The 14,365-nt window shown below is 60.7% G+C and carries 15 protein-coding genes; 9 read left to right on the top strand and 6 right to left on the bottom strand.

Annotated elements, in window-relative coordinates:
- The first annotated feature begins 128 nt into the window (after window positions 1-128).
- The 4 genes from BLU24_RS03695 to BLU24_RS03680 all read left to right on the top strand — a co-directional run bounded on the left by BLU24_RS03695 (window position 129) and on the right by BLU24_RS03680 (window position 4,775).
- Window positions 129-2,555, top strand: a complete 2,427-nt coding sequence (locus BLU24_RS03695; RefSeq protein WP_093097637.1) for a TonB-dependent siderophore receptor — start codon at window positions 129-131, stop codon at window positions 2,553-2,555.
- A gap of 74 nt (window positions 2,556-2,629) precedes the next feature.
- Window positions 2,630-3,760, top strand: a complete 1,131-nt coding sequence (locus BLU24_RS03690; protein ID WP_093106419.1) for a PepSY-associated TM helix domain-containing protein — start codon at window positions 2,630-2,632, stop codon at window positions 3,758-3,760.
- The gene (locus BLU24_RS03685; protein ID WP_093097635.1) at window positions 3,757-3,936 is read left to right on the top strand and encodes a hypothetical protein; all 180 of its coding nucleotides are present in this window, start codon (window positions 3,757-3,759) and stop codon (window positions 3,934-3,936) included. Before BLU24_RS03690 ends, BLU24_RS03685 begins: the two co-directional genes overlap by 4 nt.
- Before the next feature lie 209 nt (window positions 3,937-4,145).
- Window positions 4,146-4,775, top strand: coding sequence for a glutathione S-transferase (locus BLU24_RS03680; protein WP_093097633.1), 630 nt, complete (start codon window positions 4,146-4,148; stop codon window positions 4,773-4,775).
- A gap of 205 nt (window positions 4,776-4,980) precedes the next feature.
- On the opposite strand, the gene creD is transcribed toward BLU24_RS03680, so the two are convergent.
- From creD to rloA2, 4 genes are all read right to left on the bottom strand, one after another.
- The gene (gene creD, locus BLU24_RS03670) at window positions 4,981-6,348 is read right to left on the bottom strand and encodes a cell envelope integrity protein CreD (protein ID WP_093097628.1); all 1,368 of its coding nucleotides are present in this window, start codon (window positions 6,346-6,348) and stop codon (window positions 4,981-4,983) included.
- A 176-nt stretch (window positions 6,349-6,524) separates the two neighbouring features.
- Entirely contained in the window at window positions 6,525-7,943 is a 1,419-nt protein-coding gene (gene creC / locus BLU24_RS03665; RefSeq protein WP_090286954.1) for a two-component system sensor histidine kinase CreC, read from the bottom strand.
- Complete coding sequence (gene creB / locus BLU24_RS03660) at window positions 7,943-8,623, bottom strand: two-component system response regulator CreB (RefSeq protein WP_093097625.1); 681 nt, start codon at window positions 8,621-8,623, stop codon at window positions 7,943-7,945. The genes creC and creB overlap by 1 nt, the downstream gene beginning before the upstream one ends.
- A gap of 68 nt (window positions 8,624-8,691) precedes the next feature.
- Window positions 8,692-9,195, bottom strand: a complete 504-nt coding sequence (gene rloA2, locus BLU24_RS03655) for a retropepsin-like aspartic peptidase RloA2 (RefSeq protein WP_090286958.1) — start codon at window positions 9,193-9,195, stop codon at window positions 8,692-8,694.
- Between the two features lie 280 nt (window positions 9,196-9,475).
- Here rloA2 and BLU24_RS03650 point away from each other — a divergent pair, with 280 nt between their 5' ends.
- Window positions 9,476-10,363, top strand: a complete 888-nt coding sequence (locus BLU24_RS03650) for an acyltransferase (protein ID WP_093097622.1) — start codon at window positions 9,476-9,478, stop codon at window positions 10,361-10,363.
- Between the two features lies 1 nt (window position 10,364).
- On the opposite strand, the gene BLU24_RS03645 is transcribed toward BLU24_RS03650, so the two are convergent.
- On the bottom strand, window positions 10,365-10,922 hold the full coding sequence (locus tag BLU24_RS03645) for a DUF2780 domain-containing protein (protein ID WP_093097619.1): 558 nt from the start codon (window positions 10,920-10,922) through the stop codon (window positions 10,365-10,367).
- A 149-nt stretch (window positions 10,923-11,071) separates the two neighbouring features.
- On the opposite strand from BLU24_RS03645, the gene BLU24_RS03640 reads away from it, so the two are divergent.
- From BLU24_RS03640 to BLU24_RS03625, 4 genes are all read left to right on the top strand, one after another.
- On the top strand, window positions 11,072-11,707 hold the full coding sequence (locus tag BLU24_RS03640; RefSeq protein WP_093106415.1) for a sigma-70 family RNA polymerase sigma factor: 636 nt from the start codon (window positions 11,072-11,074) through the stop codon (window positions 11,705-11,707).
- On the top strand, window positions 11,704-12,378 hold the full coding sequence (locus tag BLU24_RS03635; protein ID WP_093097617.1) for an anti-sigma factor: 675 nt from the start codon (window positions 11,704-11,706) through the stop codon (window positions 12,376-12,378). Before BLU24_RS03640 ends, BLU24_RS03635 begins: the two co-directional genes overlap by 4 nt.
- A 241-nt stretch (window positions 12,379-12,619) precedes the next feature.
- A complete protein-coding gene (locus BLU24_RS03630; RefSeq protein WP_093097614.1) occupies window positions 12,620-12,799 on the top strand; it encodes a hypothetical protein in 180 nt (59 codons plus the stop codon).
- A 77-nt stretch (window positions 12,800-12,876) separates the two neighbouring features.
- Window positions 12,877-13,089 carry a cold-shock protein gene (locus tag BLU24_RS03625; RefSeq protein ID WP_093097612.1) on the top strand — a complete coding sequence of 71 codons (213 nt, stop codon included), beginning with the start codon at window positions 12,877-12,879 and terminating at the stop codon, window positions 13,087-13,089.
- 54 nt (window positions 13,090-13,143) lie between these two features.
- Here the strand turns inward: BLU24_RS03625 and fdhA are convergent, their stop codons facing one another.
- Window positions 13,144-14,343, bottom strand: coding sequence for a formaldehyde dehydrogenase, glutathione-independent (fdhA, locus tag BLU24_RS03620; protein WP_090286964.1), 1,200 nt, complete (start codon window positions 14,341-14,343; stop codon window positions 13,144-13,146).
- Between the last annotated feature and the right edge of the window lie 22 nt (window positions 14,344-14,365).

The following is a 14,365-nucleotide window of genomic DNA, read 5'->3' as shown; positions in this document are numbered from 1 at the left end:
GCCAGCGATGAGGCCCTTACAGCCTCCACTTCCAGTTAATAAAAATTATTTCCACCCAGCCCTATCACTTTTTGCTTTTCATCCGGCACACAGGCAATTGAGAAATATTTCCATTCAGGAGCCGCCGTATGTCCCGTTCGCTAGACACCTTGTTGCGCCCCAGTCTGCTGGCTGTCGCCATCGCGCTCAGCGCCCCGCTGATCAGCAGCCCGTTGCTCGCCGCCGAGCAAGCGTCCAGCGTGCGCGCCTACAACCTGCCGGCAGCGCCGCTGTCGACCACGTTGAACCAGATCGCCAGTCAGGGCGGCCTGGCGTTGTCGCTGAATCCGGCACTGGCGGCGGGCAAGTCTTCGGCGCCGGTCAACGGCCAATACGATGCCGCCGGTGCCCTGCGCGCCGCCCTGCGTGGCACCGGTCTGCAATTGGAGCAAAGCAGCGCCGGTACCTACACCCTGGTCGCAGTGCCTGAAGGTACGCTGGCCCTCCCGGAAACCGCGGTCATCGGCGTGGAAAATCTGGAAACTGCCTGGGGCCCGGTCGAGGGTTACACCGCTACCCGCACCGCGGCCGGCACCAAGACCGACACCGCACTGGTCGAAGCGCCGCGCTCGATCTCGGTGGCGACACGTCAGCAAATGGACGACCGCAGCGTGCATAGCCTCGACGATGCCGTGCGCTACATGCCGGGGATCACCGCCAGCAGTTACGGCAGCGACACCCGCGCCGACTGGCTGCGCGTGCGCGGTTTCGAACCGACCCAGTTCCTCGACGGCCTGCCGCTGCCCAAAGGCGTGTACGCCAACCCGAAACAGGAAACCTGGAACCTCGACCGCCTCGCGCTGCTGCGTGGCCCGGCCTCCTCGGTCTACGGCCAGACTCCGCCGGGCGGCCTGCTCGACATGGTCAGCCGCCGCCCGAGTGCGGAAGCGAGCAACGAAATCCAGCTGCAATACGGCAGCGACAATCACCGCCAGATCAACTTCGCCAGCACCGGCAAGATCGATGACGCCGGGCAGTTTCTGTACGGCATCAGCGGTGTGGTGCGCGACAGCGGCACGCAGGTCGATCACGTCGACAACAAGCGCTACAACATCGCGCCGAGCCTGACCTGGAACATCGACGACGACACCAAATTTACCCTGCTGAGCCAGTTCACCCGCGACGACACCGGTATCACCAGCCAGTTTCTGCCGATCCAGGGCACAAAGATCAATTCGCCGTTCGGTGATATCTCTCACCACAAGAACCTCGGCGATCCGGACTGGGAATATTACGACCGCACCTACTACGCGCTGGGCTACGCCTTCGAACACCGTTTGAACGATGTCTGGCAGTTCAAGCAGAACCTGCGCTACACCAAGTCGGATCTGTCGTTCCAGTCGCTGACGCCCGGCTCCTATCCATTCACCACGGTGGATGAGCAAGGCAACGTCGGCCGCACCAGCACCAGCGTCGAAGAAGACATCAGCCAGTTCGCCGTGGACAACAATTTCCAGGCCGACTTCGCCACCGGTGACATCCGCCACACCCTGCTGCTGGGTCTGGATCACCAGCGCAGCAATACCAATTACACCTCGATTTTTGGTGACGGCCTGACCACCAACGTGATCACCCCGATCTACGGCCAGCCGATCGTCCGCCCGGCGCGCTCCACGGCGTTTTACGACTACGACCAGAAGACCTACCAGACCGGCCTGTACGTGCAGGATCAGATGGCCCTCGATCAATGGCGCCTGACCCTCGGCGGTCGCGAAGACTGGGTGCACACCAGCACGAAATTCATCAACCAGGGCGACACCACCAATACCCAGCGCGACAAGAAATTCAGCGGCAACGCGGCCCTCAGCTACGTGTTCGACAACGGTTTCGTGCCGTACCTGTCGTACGCCGAGTCGTTCCAGCCAACCACCGGTGCCGACGCCACGTCCACCGGCTCGCTGAAACCCACCGAAGGCAAGCAATGGGAATTGGGCATCAAGTACCAGCCGCCGGGCAGCAAGACCCTGCTGACCGCCGCCGTGTATGACCTCACCCAGAAGAACGTCTCGGTGAACACCTTCGTCAACAACGTTTCGATCACCAGCCAGACCGGCGAAGTCAAAGTCAAAGGCCTGGAACTCGAAGCCGTGTCCGACGTGACCGATAACCTCAAAGTCATCGCCGCCTACACCCTGGCCAAATCGGAAGTGCAAAATGGCGTCGACAAGGGCAATCGCCTGCAACTGATGCCCAACCAGCAAGCCTCGCTGTGGACCGATTACACCTGGCACAGCGGTGTGCTCGACGGCTTCGGCATTGGCGGCGGCGTGCGTTACACCGGCAACACCTACGGCGACAAGGCCAACACCTGGCTGGGCAAGGCCGACGCCTACACCGTGTTCGACGCTTCGGTGCATTACGACCTCGGTCGCCTCGACAACAGCCTCAAAGGCGCGTCGCTGGCGGTCAACGCGACCAACCTGTTCGACAAGGAATACATTTCCACCTGCGACAGCTTCTATTGCTACTACGGCGACCAGCGCAGCGTCGTCGCCAGTGCCACCTACAAGTGGTAAGCGCGTGAGCTGAAACGGGCCCAATTACCAGGCCGTCCCCGGTGGACGGCTTCGGTGTTTTTGAAGGTCATGCAATGAAAAGTAAAACCATCCGCCGCTGGTCGTTCATTCACACCTGGACCAGCCTGATCTGCACGGTGTTTCTGCTGATGCTGGCGCTGACCGGTCTGCCGCTGATTTTCAGCCACGAGATCGATCATCTGCTGGGCAACGCTCCCGAGTTGCGCGAGATGCCGGCCGACACGCCGCAGCTCAATCTGCAGCAACTGGTCGATGCCGCGCAGCAGCATCGACCCGGCGAAGTCATGCAGTACTTCGGCTATGACGACGAAGACCCGAACGCGGCATTCGTGATCATGGCGAAAACCGCCGGCACCGAACCGAACTCGTCGCACACCTTCATGCTCGATGCGCGCACCGGTGAAGCGCTGGAAACCCCTTCGGCCAACGGCGGCTTGATGCTGTTCATCCTGCGCCTGCACGTCGACATGTTTGCCGGGTTACCGGGCAAACTGCTGCTGGCGTTCATGGGGTTGTTGTTTGTCGTGGCGATCGTGTCCGGGACGGTGCTGTACCTGCCGTTCATGCGTCGCTTGAAGTTCGGCACTGTGCGCCAGGACAAATCCACGCGGCTGCGCTGGCTCGACCTGCATAACCTGATCGGCGTCGTGACGCTGACGTGGTGTCTGGTGGTGGGCGTGACCGGGGTGATCAGCGCCTGCGCCGACCTGCTGATCGCCGCGTGGCGCAACGACGCGCTGACCACGCTGGTTGCGCCGTACCGCGACGCGCCGCCGCTGACGCAATTGGCGCCGGCCACGCGTTTGCTCGACATCGCCGCTGAAGTCGCGCCGGGCATGAAGCCGGATTTCATCGCGTTTCCCGGCACGCGTTTTTCCAGCGAGCACCATTACGCGGTATTCATGAAGGGCGGCACGCACCTGACTTCGCATCTGCTGACCCCGGTGCTGATCGATGCCACGACGCTGCAAGTCACCGCCGTGGCCGAACGCCCGTGGTACATGGATGCCATGGGCATGTCCCAGCCTTTGCATTTCGGTGACTACGGCGGCATGCCGATGAAGATTTTGTGGGCCACGCTCGATGTGTTGACCATCATCGTATTGGCCAGCGGCGTGTACCTGTGGGTGGTGCGGCGCAAAGCGGCGAACCGGGTGGCGGAAACCGCGGAGGCCTCGGCATGAAGCCGCGTCAGTCGAGTTTCTGGAAGGTCTTCAGCACACCGATCGTGATCGCCCTGCTCAGTGCGGCGGGGTTGTTTGCGGCGTTGCTGGGGGACGGCATCTGGGATGCGCTGAGCTGGGTCGGCCTCGGCGTGCCGGCATTTCTGGCGCTCAAGGGATTGCTGAAGCGCGGGTGATTTTTGTGTTGTCGGTGATGGCCTCATCGCCGGCAAGCCAGCTGCCACAGGGGTTTACGCTGAATCTGAAATTTGTGTTCACTGCAAAACACTGTGGGAGCTGGCTTGCCAGCGATGGCGATCGCCAAGACACCATCATTTCCCTCGCCAGCCACAGAGGTTGTGGCTAGGCTAACCTCCTGCTCTTCGACGATCACCGAGGTTTGCCCATGTCCGCCCCCAGCATGACCCTGTACCACAACACGCTCTCCCCGTTCGTGCGCAAAGTGATGGTGTTGCTTCACGAAACCGGGCAGCAGGATCGCGTGGCGTTGCAAGACTGTGTGCTCAGCCCGGTCAGCCCGGACCCGGCGCTGATCGCCGACAACCCGTTGAGCAAGATCCCCGCCCTGCGTCTGGCCGATGGCAATGTCATCCATGACAGCCGCGTGATCCTTGAATACCTCGACCAGCAGCACGTCGGCAATCCGCTGATCCCGCGTGAAGGCGCGGCGCGCTGGCGGCGTCTGACCCTGGCCTCGATGGCCGACGGGATCATGGACGCCTCGGTGATGGTGCGTTACGAAACCGTGCTGCGCCCGGTGGAAAAACACTGGGAGCAGTGGCTCGATGCGCAGCGCGACAAGATCCGCCGCGCCCTCGCCGTGCTGGAGAGCGAGGCGATTGCCGAGCTGACCAGCCACTTTGACGTGGCCGCCATCAGTGTCGCCTGTGCGCTGGGTTATCTGGATCTTCGCTTCCCGGACATGGACTGGCGCGCGGCCAATCCACAACTGGGCAACTGGTATTTTGAAGTGAGTCAGCGACCGTCCATGGTCGCGACAATGCCCAAGCCTTAAATCGGCAGCGCCTGTTCCGGCCCCATCGCTGGCAAGCCAGCTCCCACATTGGATCGGGACAGATCGCTGACCTGTGTGTCGGTACATATCCTGTGGGAGCTGGCTTGCCAGCGATGGCACCACCTCGATTCCACTGGCAGAAATCCCACAATCCGCGTCACCAACCCGTCCTTCCAGCGCTGCTCTTCGCGCAACCCTACCCCGCTCATTCCACCACCCCCAGATCAAACTCCAGCGGCTTCGGCGGTTTCTGCGCAAGCGCATACCAGTCCAGCCGGCGCGTCAGCACCATGAACACCCCGAGCAGTCCGAACAGCAACAGAGAGCCCATCAGCAGCGCGTAATCCTCAGCGCTCAGCAATCCATAAAGCAGGCCATACAACGCTGCCAGCCCGGCGGAAAAACTCAAGCCGTGACGCACGCTGCGCAGCACATGGCAGACGTAAAAGCCGATCAGCAACACGCAACCACTGGCCGACAGCAGATAGGCCAGGGCAAAACCGATGTGCTCGGACAGCGACAACAGCAACAGGTAAAAGAACGCCAGCGCCACACCGACCAGCGCGTACTGCACCGGGTGTACCGCCAGGCTCTTGAGTACTTCGAAGAGGAAGAAACCGGCGAAGGTCAGGACGATGAACAGCAAGGCGTATTTGATCGCTCGGTCGCTTTTCAGGTACTGATCGACCGGGTCGATGAAGCTGACGCCAAAGCTGCGGCCGTTCAGCCCATCGCAGTCGCCGACGATGCAGCGGTCCATCGCCTCTTGCAGGTTGGTGGAGAAAAACGAGGTCTGCCAATCCGCGCTAAAACCCTCATCGTTGATTTCACGCTTGGCCGGCAGGAAGTTGCCAACGAAGCTTGGGTGCGGCCAGTTGGCCTTGAGGCTGACGCTGCTGGTCTTGCCCACCGGCAATACTTTCAACGAGCCGGTGCCTTGCAGGCGCAGGTCGAAGGCAAAGCTCAGTTGCGTAACTTTGTCGGTGTCCAGCGCTGGCAGCGTTACGTGCACACCTTCACCGATCCAGCCCACTTCCGACCCCGGGACAAAGTCTAGGCGCTGGCCATCGACTTCCAGTTTCAGGGCATTTTCGATGCCGCGGATATCGCTGATGCCTACCGCCAGGAATGGCAGGTCGAACTGGTAATCGGTGAAATTCTCTTTGATGCCCAATTGCGCCGGCACAGTGAAATGACCGTTGATGCGGTTGTCGGCGTGGAACAGCCGCGCCTCATAAATGCCGCGCTTGCGCAGCTCGGTTTCCACCTGTCCGTCGAGTTCGAAACGCTCCGGCAGAAAGTACAAGCGCCCACGTTCTTCGCCGACTTCTTCGTAGCGCTGATTGGTTTTTTCGTTGGTCTTCCAGGTGCGCACGACCTTGCGATACGGCACCACCATCACCGGCCCGCTCAGCTGCTGGCTATAGCTGGAGCTGCGGGCGATGTCATCGAGCACACCGTCGCGCAACTGTTGGCGCTCGTCGATGACGCCGTCGATCATCAGCAGCGGTATCAGCAACAGCAGGATCAGCAAGGCGATGGCGCCGAGCTTGATGGTCAGATTTCGGTTCATGGGACTCTCCCTGTTTGGATGGGGAGAGTCTGCTGAGATGGTGTGGGGGGTTTATGGGGAAATTATGGAGATTGTGTGGAGAATGCGCCGGCCCTATCGCGAGCAGGCTCACTCCTACAATTTGAAATGCGATCACCTGTAGGAGTGAGCCTGCTCGCGATGGCCGCGACTCGGTCTCAAGGCAGGCGCAATGAAACTTCCACACCGCTTTCGACATTGCGAATGCTCAGTGATCCATCATGCAACTTGACCACTTCTTCAACGAAGTTAAGCCCCAACCCGGTGCTCTTGCGCCCACTGTCCGGGCGCGGCAATGAGTAAAACCGCTCGGTCAGGCGCGGCAAGGCGTAATCGGGAATCGGCGCGGTTTCGTTGAACAGTCGCACCTCGATCTGCTCGCCAACCCGCTCGGCACTCAAGCGCAACAATCCCTGCGCCGGAGTAAAATCCAGAGCATTTTCCAGCAGATTGCCCAACGCCTGACGCAGCAGAAACGGCTCGCCAATCAGCAACAGATCTTCGCCAATCGCTTGCTCGACACGCAGTTGCTTGCCCTCGATCCGCGCGGCCTGCGCCCGCAGTAACTCTGCGACCAACAGCGCCAGCGGCACTGCCACACGCTCTTCCAGGCCTTGACGCTGTTCGACCTGCGCCAGATTGAGCAAGCGTTCGATCAGCTGCTGCATCCGCGCGCTTTCGCTGTCGATGTTGCTGACAAAGCGCAGCCGCTGGAGGGGAGGCATATCGCTTTGCAGCAACTCCGACGCGCCACGAATCGCCGCCAACGGACTTTTCAGTTCGTGTGTCAGCGTGTGCACATAGCGCTCGACATAGGCTTTGCCCTCAAGCTGAGTGCGCATCTGCTCCACTGCAGTGGCGAGCTGTTGCAATTCGCCGCCGCGGTAATGCGGCACTTCCACGCGCCGGCCCTCGCTCACCGCCTGGGCATAACCGGTCAGCCGGTGCAGCGCACGGCTCAACCACCACGACAGCAACGCGCCAAACAACAGGCCAAGGCCGATCAGCGCGGCGCCGTAAACCAGCAAGCGCCGCTCGGTGCGATCGACGTAAGGCTGCAACGAGCTGTTCGGTTTGGCCACGGTGACCACCCCGATGATCTTGCCGTTGTCGCGGATCGGCGCGCCGACGTGCATCACCGAGGAGTTCGGATCGTCAGGGTCGCTGCGGCTCGAGCGCGCACCGTATTCGCCGCGCAAGGTCAGGTAGACGTCATTCCAGCGCGAGTAATCCTGGCCGACCGCGACGCCGCTGGAGTCGAGCACGACGATGCCTTTGGCGTCGGTCACGTAGATCCGGTGGTTGACCTGATTCTTCGGCAAGCCCCAGATCGTCGCCTGCGGCTGGCGCTCGCCATAGGCGCGCAGCAATTGCGGCCAGCGGTTCTCGCTGAGGGTGCCGGCCTTGAAGTCGTCGCGCAGGATCTCCGCCATCAGGTTGGCGGTGTCGACCAGGGTTTCTTCGGTGGACTGGCGCACGCCGGGGCGGATTTCTTCCATTACCGTGTTGAGCACGAAATACCCGGTCAGGCCGACGAACAGCACGTACACCAAAAAAATCCGCAGCCCCAGCGACATCAGCTGTGCCCCGGGCTGTAGCTGTAGCCGAGGCCGCGATGGGTCTGGATCGGCTCGGCGTCGGCGCGCACCAGGCGCAGTTTGGCGCGCACGCTTTTGATATGGCTGTCGATGCTGCGCTCGTAGCCGGCGTCGGCGGCCACGCCCAGCGCGTCGAGCAGTTGCTCGCGGCTGAAGACCCGCTCGGGTTGTTCGAGCAAGCACTGCAACAGGCGGAATTCGTGACGGGTCAGGCTCAAGGTCTGGCCGCGATAGATGATCTGCACCCGATCGGCATCGATACGAAACAGTGCCGAAGCACCTTCGACCGCCGGGCGCGGCGCCATGCGTTTGAGGATGGCCTTCACCCGAGCGGCAACTTCACGCGGGCTGAACGGCTTGACCACGTAATCGTCAGCGCCGATTTCCAGGCCGACCACGCGATCGATCTCGGCATCCCGTGCGCTGAGAAACAGCACCGGCACTTCGCTGAAACGCCGCAGCTGTTTGCAGGTCTCGAAGCCGCTGATGTCCGGCAGGCCGATGTCGAGAATGAGCAGATCGGCCGGCGTCTGCCGCTGATGTTCCAGCGCCGCCGCGCCGAGGCTCAGCCATGTGGTGCTGAAGCCTTCGCCCTGCAGGGCGAAAATCAGCGTATCGGCAATCGCCGCTTCGTCTTCGACAATCAGGATATGAGGCATGGCGTCCGAGCCCGTAGGTTAAGTGCGCGAACGGTGCCCCAAGCCTGACGTTACGTCAATGAGACCACTTAGCAGTCCGGCTTGTCGGCAGTGAAGCGCCGCGCCGGATTCACTGCTGCGCCAAACTCACGCAAGGCCTTGGCACCGATCAGCAACGGATAGTTGAAGTGGCTGCGGTCGGTCAGGTTGACCTCAACGGTGCGCTTGACGTTGCCCAGACACAGTTCCAGATCGACCACCGGGCGCTTGGCGACGTCGGTGCTTTCGCCCTCGTCTTCTTCGTCCGAACGGCTCTTGATTTTGCTGATTCGCGCAACCTTGTGTTCGTAGACCTTGTTGCTGGCGTCCTTGGTGGCCAGGCGGAAACGCACCCAGTCGTCGCCATCGCGGGTGAAGGTTTCGATGTCCTTGGCTGACAGCGAGGCGGTCAGCGCACCGGTGTCCATCTTGGCCTTGAGCACTTCACCGCCGATTTCCGGCAGCGCGATGTATTCGTAGCGCCCGTACAGGGTCGGCTCAGCGGCCATGACCGGCAGGGCGACGAGGGCAAACAGTGCAAGGAGGGATTTCACGTAAGGGGCTTCCTTGGAAATTGAAGGGCGGCAGGCTGGGATTTTAGACACCCGTTGAGTCATTCGTTCGCTTCCCGGACCGCTTCGCGAGCAGGCTCGCTCCCACATTGAAATGCATTCCCCTGTGGGAGCGAGCCTGCTCGCGAAGAGGCCGGCAGCTTCAACACGACTCTTGAGCCAAGCATACCGACCAAAAAGTGAAACATTCGTCACCACCGATTTGGCCTGTCGCGCGAAGCTGCTTATCATGGCCCGCCCCTGACACTTTGTAGAGTTGCCTATGCGCCGCCTGCTCACCGGCTGTTTCGTCACCCTGCTGCTATTGCTCAACACCTTGATCCTGATCGGGCCGTTGATGGTGTTTGCCTTGCTCAAACTGGTCGCACCGGGGCGCTGGCGCGATTATGCGTCCGGGGCGGTGATGTGGATTGCCGAGACCTGGGCCGAGATCGACAAGCTGATCTTCCAGCTGTGCATTCCGACGAAATGGGACATTCGTGGCGGCGACGATTTGCGTCGCGACACTTCGTATCTGGTGGTCAGCAATCATCAATCGTGGGTCGACATCCCCGCGCTGATCCAAACCCTCAACCGGCGTACGCCGTTCTTCAAGTTTTTCCTCAAGAAAGAGCTGATCTGGGTGCCGTTTCTGGGGCTGGCATGGTGGGCGCTGGATTACCCGTTCATGAAGCGCTACACCAAAGCCTTTCTGGCGAAGAACCCGGAATTGGCAGGCAAGGATCTGGAGATCACCAAAGCCGCCTGCGAGCTGTTCAAGCGCCAGCCAGTAACGGTGGTGAATTATCTGGAAGGCACCCGTTACACCTTGGCGAAAAGCACACAGCAGACTTCACCATTCAATCACCTGCTCAAACCCAAGGCCGGTGGCGTGGCGTTTGTATTGGCGGCGATGGGCGAACAGCTTGATGCCATGCTCGACGTCACGGTGGTGTACCCGCAGGAGAAGATTCCGGGGTTTTGGGATCTGATCAGCGGCAACGTGCCGCGGGTCATCATCGACATCAGGACCCGCGAACTCGATCCCGCGCTGTGGCAGGGCGATTACGAGAAAGACCCGGTATTTCGCGAACGCGTCCAGAACTGGGTCAACCAGCTCTGGACCGAGAAAGATCAGCGCATCGCCGAATTGCGCAACGAGCGCCGTTGACTCAGCTGCCGGTGCCGGTGCCCCAGATATTGCCCAGGCTGCTCAGCAGCGAACCGCCGACACCCTGCTGACCGAGGTATTGCAGGAGCACCGGGGCAAACTGGCCGATCATGCCGCTGTCCATGCCAAGCGCACTGAACGCATTGTTCAGGTCGTTGCTGTCCTTGACGTTGCCCAAGGCGTTTTCCAGCCCGGCGGATTTGCCCGACGAACCGAGCAACGCACCCAACGCCGCCAGATTGCCGCTGCCACCGGACAACTTGTCGATCCCCGGCACTTCCTTGGCCAGTTGCGAATAGTCGGTGCTGCTCAACTGGTTCTTCGCCAGTCCGAGCATCGCACTGGTACCGCCCACTGCTTGCTCCGGCGTCACGTCCAGAGCACTCAGGGCACTGAGCAAACCGGCGGTTTCCGAGGTTGGCGCCGCCGCAGCGGCCTTGTCGCCACCCTGCATGCCCGAGACCGCACCGGCCACGTCATTCAGGCTGAAACCGGCAAACACCGGGCCGGCGGCCAGGGTCAGGAGCGATGCCAGGGCAAAACCGCGTGAACTCTTCATTCAGACATCCTCTCGAGCTGTGAAAACCACCCGGTCGACGGGCAGTAAAACTGCCGGTTTGACCGGGTATCCAGGCGCATGTTCCGGCGCGGCGCATCCATTTTCATCTGGTCTGCGTATATAAAACGTGAAATCCGGACGCCGACATGATGAATGGCACAAGCCCTGTCGCTGAACTAGCCTGTGAACAGTTCGAGCCTCGCCGTCGTGCGCTCACGCTTGTCTGGAGAATGGTCATTTCCATCGCCGACACCGATCAGTTGCGCCAGCTCCTCGCCCAGTGTTCGCTAGGGGATCGGCGTGCTTTTGAAACGCTGTACCGCAGCGTCGGCCCACGCCTGCACGGCGTGGCGCTGCGCTTCATGGGCCGCGCCGATCTGGCCGAAGAGGTGCTGCAGGAAAGCTTCGTGCGCATCTGGCACAACGCCTCGCGCTACGAGGCGCACTTGTCGGCGCCGCTGACCTGGATGATCAACATCACCCGCAATCAAGCCATCGATCAATTGCGCAAGCAGCGCGAGCGGCCGCTGAGCGAGGTTGAGCAAGACGCGCTGTCGGATGAAAGCCCCTCGGCGCACGAGCAATTGAACAGCGCCCGTGAAGCCCAAGCCTTAAACCGCTGCCTGGAAACCCTCGACGGCATGCAGCGCCAATCGATTACGGTGGCGTACTTTCAGGGATTGTCCTGTAGCGAACTTGCCGAACATCTGGCCACGCCCCTGGGAACCGTCAAATCGTGGATTCGCCGAGGCCTGGAACGCCTGCGCCGGTGCCTTGAAGCATGAACTACCAGACCCCTGCCCTGCGCCGCGCCCTCGCTGCCGATTATGCAATCGGCTTGATGCCCGCGCCGGCGCGGCGGCGCTTTGAACAGTTGCTTGTGGATGACGCGGCACTGCGCAGCGAACTGGCGCACTGGCAGGAAACCCTCGCCTCTCTCACCGAAGCACTACCGGAACGCCCCGTGCCCGACCGCGTCTGGCACGGCATCACCGCGCGCATCGAACCGCAAGTGCTGCACGTCCCCGAGAAACGGCCGTTGTGGAATTGGCTGCGGCTCACAGTGGCGGCGTGTTCCATCGTCGCGCTGGTGTTCATTGGCGCGCTGTACGACCGAGACGACGCTCGTTACAGCGCCACGCTGTTAAGCACGGATGCAAAACCGGCGCTAAAGGTCGAAGCGCATGCGGATTATCTGCAGGTCGAACCGCTGACACTTGCAGCGGTGGAGGCGGACCGCAGCCTCGAATTGTGGGCGATTCCCGACGGTGGCACGCCGATCTCGCTGGGTGTGGTTCCGATCGGGGGCAAGGGCAAGGTCGAGTTGAGCGAGGCGCAGAAAGGGTTGATCGGCAAGCCGATTACGTTGGCGGTAACGCTTGAGCCGAAAGGTGGGTCGCCGACTGGGCAGCCGACAGGACCAGTTCTCTATCAAGGCGCTTTAGCAGCCCTCTAATGCAAAGATCAAAAGAATCGCAGCCTTCAGCAGCTCTACATAAATCCTGTGCAGGAGCTGCCGGAGGCTGCGACTTTTTAGGCCATCAGTTGCTTAACTAGCAAATCGATATCTCAAAATCAACTAGAAACCTGTCAGATCTGACAGGTGTCCGAACGTCGGCGCTCGAATAAGCTTTTGGTGTGTAAACGGTACGAAGAAAGCGAGGTGCAACTACGGTCATTCAACGGGAGATACGGAGATGAAAAAGCAGTGCAGTCCGCGCGATCAACTGCTCGAATCAGATGTCCCGCCGATCATCTTTTGCATCAGTCCGGACGATCCGATCATCAAACATATCAAAGCGGGGCAGAAGGTGACTTATGACCTTGTGCGCGGGGACAACGGTCGTTATTACGCTGTAAATCTTAAATTGGCTTAGGCCGAGGACACGCTTGATAGCCCTCAACCTTGGTTTTGTACTGTTTTAGCCATTCCATAAAGTCAGGAAGCACGAACATGTCAAACAGACAAACCGGTACCGTTAAATGGTTTAACGATGAAAAAGGCTTTGGTTTCATCACGCCAACAAATGGTGGTGATGATCTTTTCGTCCATTTCCAAGCCATCCAATCGGATGGATTTAAAAGCTTGAAGGAAGGGCAAACTGTTTCTTATGTCGCAACGCGAGGACAGAAAGGAATACAAGCGGGAGAAGTTAAAGTCGAATAGGAGACATCAAGAAACGGCGCCTGAATGGCGCCGTTCTTGCGTTGCAATAAAACCCTACGCCGCACTAAACAACTTATGCGGATCAATCACAAACTTCTTCGGCACGCCCGCATCGAACTCGCCGTAACCTTCAGGCGCCTGGTCGAGGCTGATCACCTGCACGCCCACCACTTCGGCAATATTGATGCGATCCCACATGATCGCCTGCATCAGCTGGCGGTTGTACTTCATCACCGGAGTCTGGCCGGTGTGGAAGCTGTGCGACTTGGCCCAGCCCAGACCGAAGCGAATGCTCAGGCTACCCATTTTTGCCGCGGCGTCGACGGCGCCCGGATCTTCGGTGACGTACAGGCCCGGGATACCGATCTTGCCGGCAACACGGACGACGCCCATCAGTGAGTTGAGCACCGTGGCCGGGGCTTCGGCCTTGACGCCGTCGTGGCCATGACCGCGGGCTTCGAAGCCGACGCAGTCGACTGCGCAGTCGACTTCCGGCTCGCCCAGCAGCGCAGCGATCTGTTCGTGCAGCGGGGTGTCCTTGGACAGGTCGACAATTTCAAAACCCTGAGCCTTGGCGTGGGCCAGGCGGATGGTGTTGACGTCGCCGATGATCACCACCGCCGCGCCGAGCAGACGTGCCGAAGCGGCAGCGGCCAGGCCGACCGGGCCGGCGCCGGCAATGTACACAGTGCTGCCCGGGCCGACGCCGGCAGTGACCGCGCCGTGGTAACCGGTCGGGAGGATGTCGGAGAGGCAGGTCAGGTCGCGGATTTTCTCCATCGCCTTGTCGCGGTCCGGCAGTTTCAACAGGTTGAAGTCGGCGTATGGCACCAGCACGTATTCGGCTTGGCCGCCGGTCCAGTCGCCCATGTCGACGTAACCGTATGCGCCACCGGCACGCGCCGGGTTGACGGTCAGGCAGACGCCGGTGTGTTGCTCCTTGCAGGAACGGCAGCGCCCGCAAGCCACGTTGAACGGCACCGAAACCAGATCGCCGATCTTCAGGTTTTCGACGTCGGAGCCTTTTTCGATGACCTCGCCGGTGATTTCGTGACCCAGCACCAGACCGGTCTGCGCCGTGGTACGGCCGCGCACCATGTGCTGGTCGGAGCCGCAGATATTGGTGGAAACCACACGCAGGATCACACCGTGTTCGATCTTCCTGCCGCGCGGGTCCTGCATTTTCGGATAGTCGATTTTCTGTACTTCGACCTTGCCAGCGCCGAGATACACCACACCACGATTGCCAGACATGCTTTCACCTCACTGTTGTTTT

Source organism: Pseudomonas sp. Z003-0.4C(8344-21) (assembly GCF_900104975.1).
In the GTDB taxonomy this organism is placed as follows: Bacteria; Pseudomonadota; Gammaproteobacteria; order Pseudomonadales; family Pseudomonadaceae; genus Aquipseudomonas; species Aquipseudomonas granadensis.
Note: the sequence above shows the minus strand (reverse complement) of the source record. Positions and strands in the feature narration are given on the sequence as shown.

Bases quoted from the DNA above. Each gene is read 5' to 3' on its own strand.
- BLU24_RS03695 (WP_093097637.1), top strand. From the start codon at position 129: ATGTCCCGTTCGCTAGACACCTTGTTGCGCCCCAGTCTGCTGGCTGTC.
- BLU24_RS03690 (WP_093106419.1), top strand. From the start codon at position 2,630: ATGAAAAGTAAAACCATCCGCCGCTGGTCGTTCATTCACACCTGGACC.
- BLU24_RS03685 (WP_093097635.1), top strand. From the start codon at position 3,757: ATGAAGCCGCGTCAGTCGAGTTTCTGGAAGGTCTTCAGCACACCGATC.
- BLU24_RS03680 (WP_093097633.1), top strand. From the start codon at position 4,146: ATGTCCGCCCCCAGCATGACCCTGTACCACAACACGCTCTCCCCGTTC.
- creD (WP_093097628.1), bottom strand. From the start codon at position 6,348: ATGAACCGAAATCTGACCATCAAGCTCGGCGCCATCGCCTTGCTGATC.
- creC (WP_090286954.1), bottom strand. From the start codon at position 7,943: ATGTCGCTGGGGCTGCGGATTTTTTTGGTGTACGTGCTGTTCGTCGGC.
- creB (WP_093097625.1), bottom strand. From the start codon at position 8,623: ATGCCTCATATCCTGATTGTCGAAGACGAAGCGGCGATTGCCGATACG.
- BLU24_RS03650 (WP_093097622.1), top strand. From the start codon at position 9,476: ATGCGCCGCCTGCTCACCGGCTGTTTCGTCACCCTGCTGCTATTGCTC.
- BLU24_RS03645 (WP_093097619.1), bottom strand. From the start codon at position 10,922: ATGAAGAGTTCACGCGGTTTTGCCCTGGCATCGCTCCTGACCCTGGCC.
- BLU24_RS03640 (WP_093106415.1), top strand. From the start codon at position 11,072: ATGAATGGCACAAGCCCTGTCGCTGAACTAGCCTGTGAACAGTTCGAG.
- BLU24_RS03635 (WP_093097617.1), top strand. From the start codon at position 11,704: ATGAACTACCAGACCCCTGCCCTGCGCCGCGCCCTCGCTGCCGATTAT.
- BLU24_RS03630 (WP_093097614.1), top strand. From the start codon at position 12,620: ATGAAAAAGCAGTGCAGTCCGCGCGATCAACTGCTCGAATCAGATGTC.
- BLU24_RS03625 (WP_093097612.1), top strand. From the start codon at position 12,877: ATGTCAAACAGACAAACCGGTACCGTTAAATGGTTTAACGATGAAAAA.
- fdhA (WP_090286964.1), bottom strand. From the start codon at position 14,343: ATGTCTGGCAATCGTGGTGTGGTGTATCTCGGCGCTGGCAAGGTCGAA.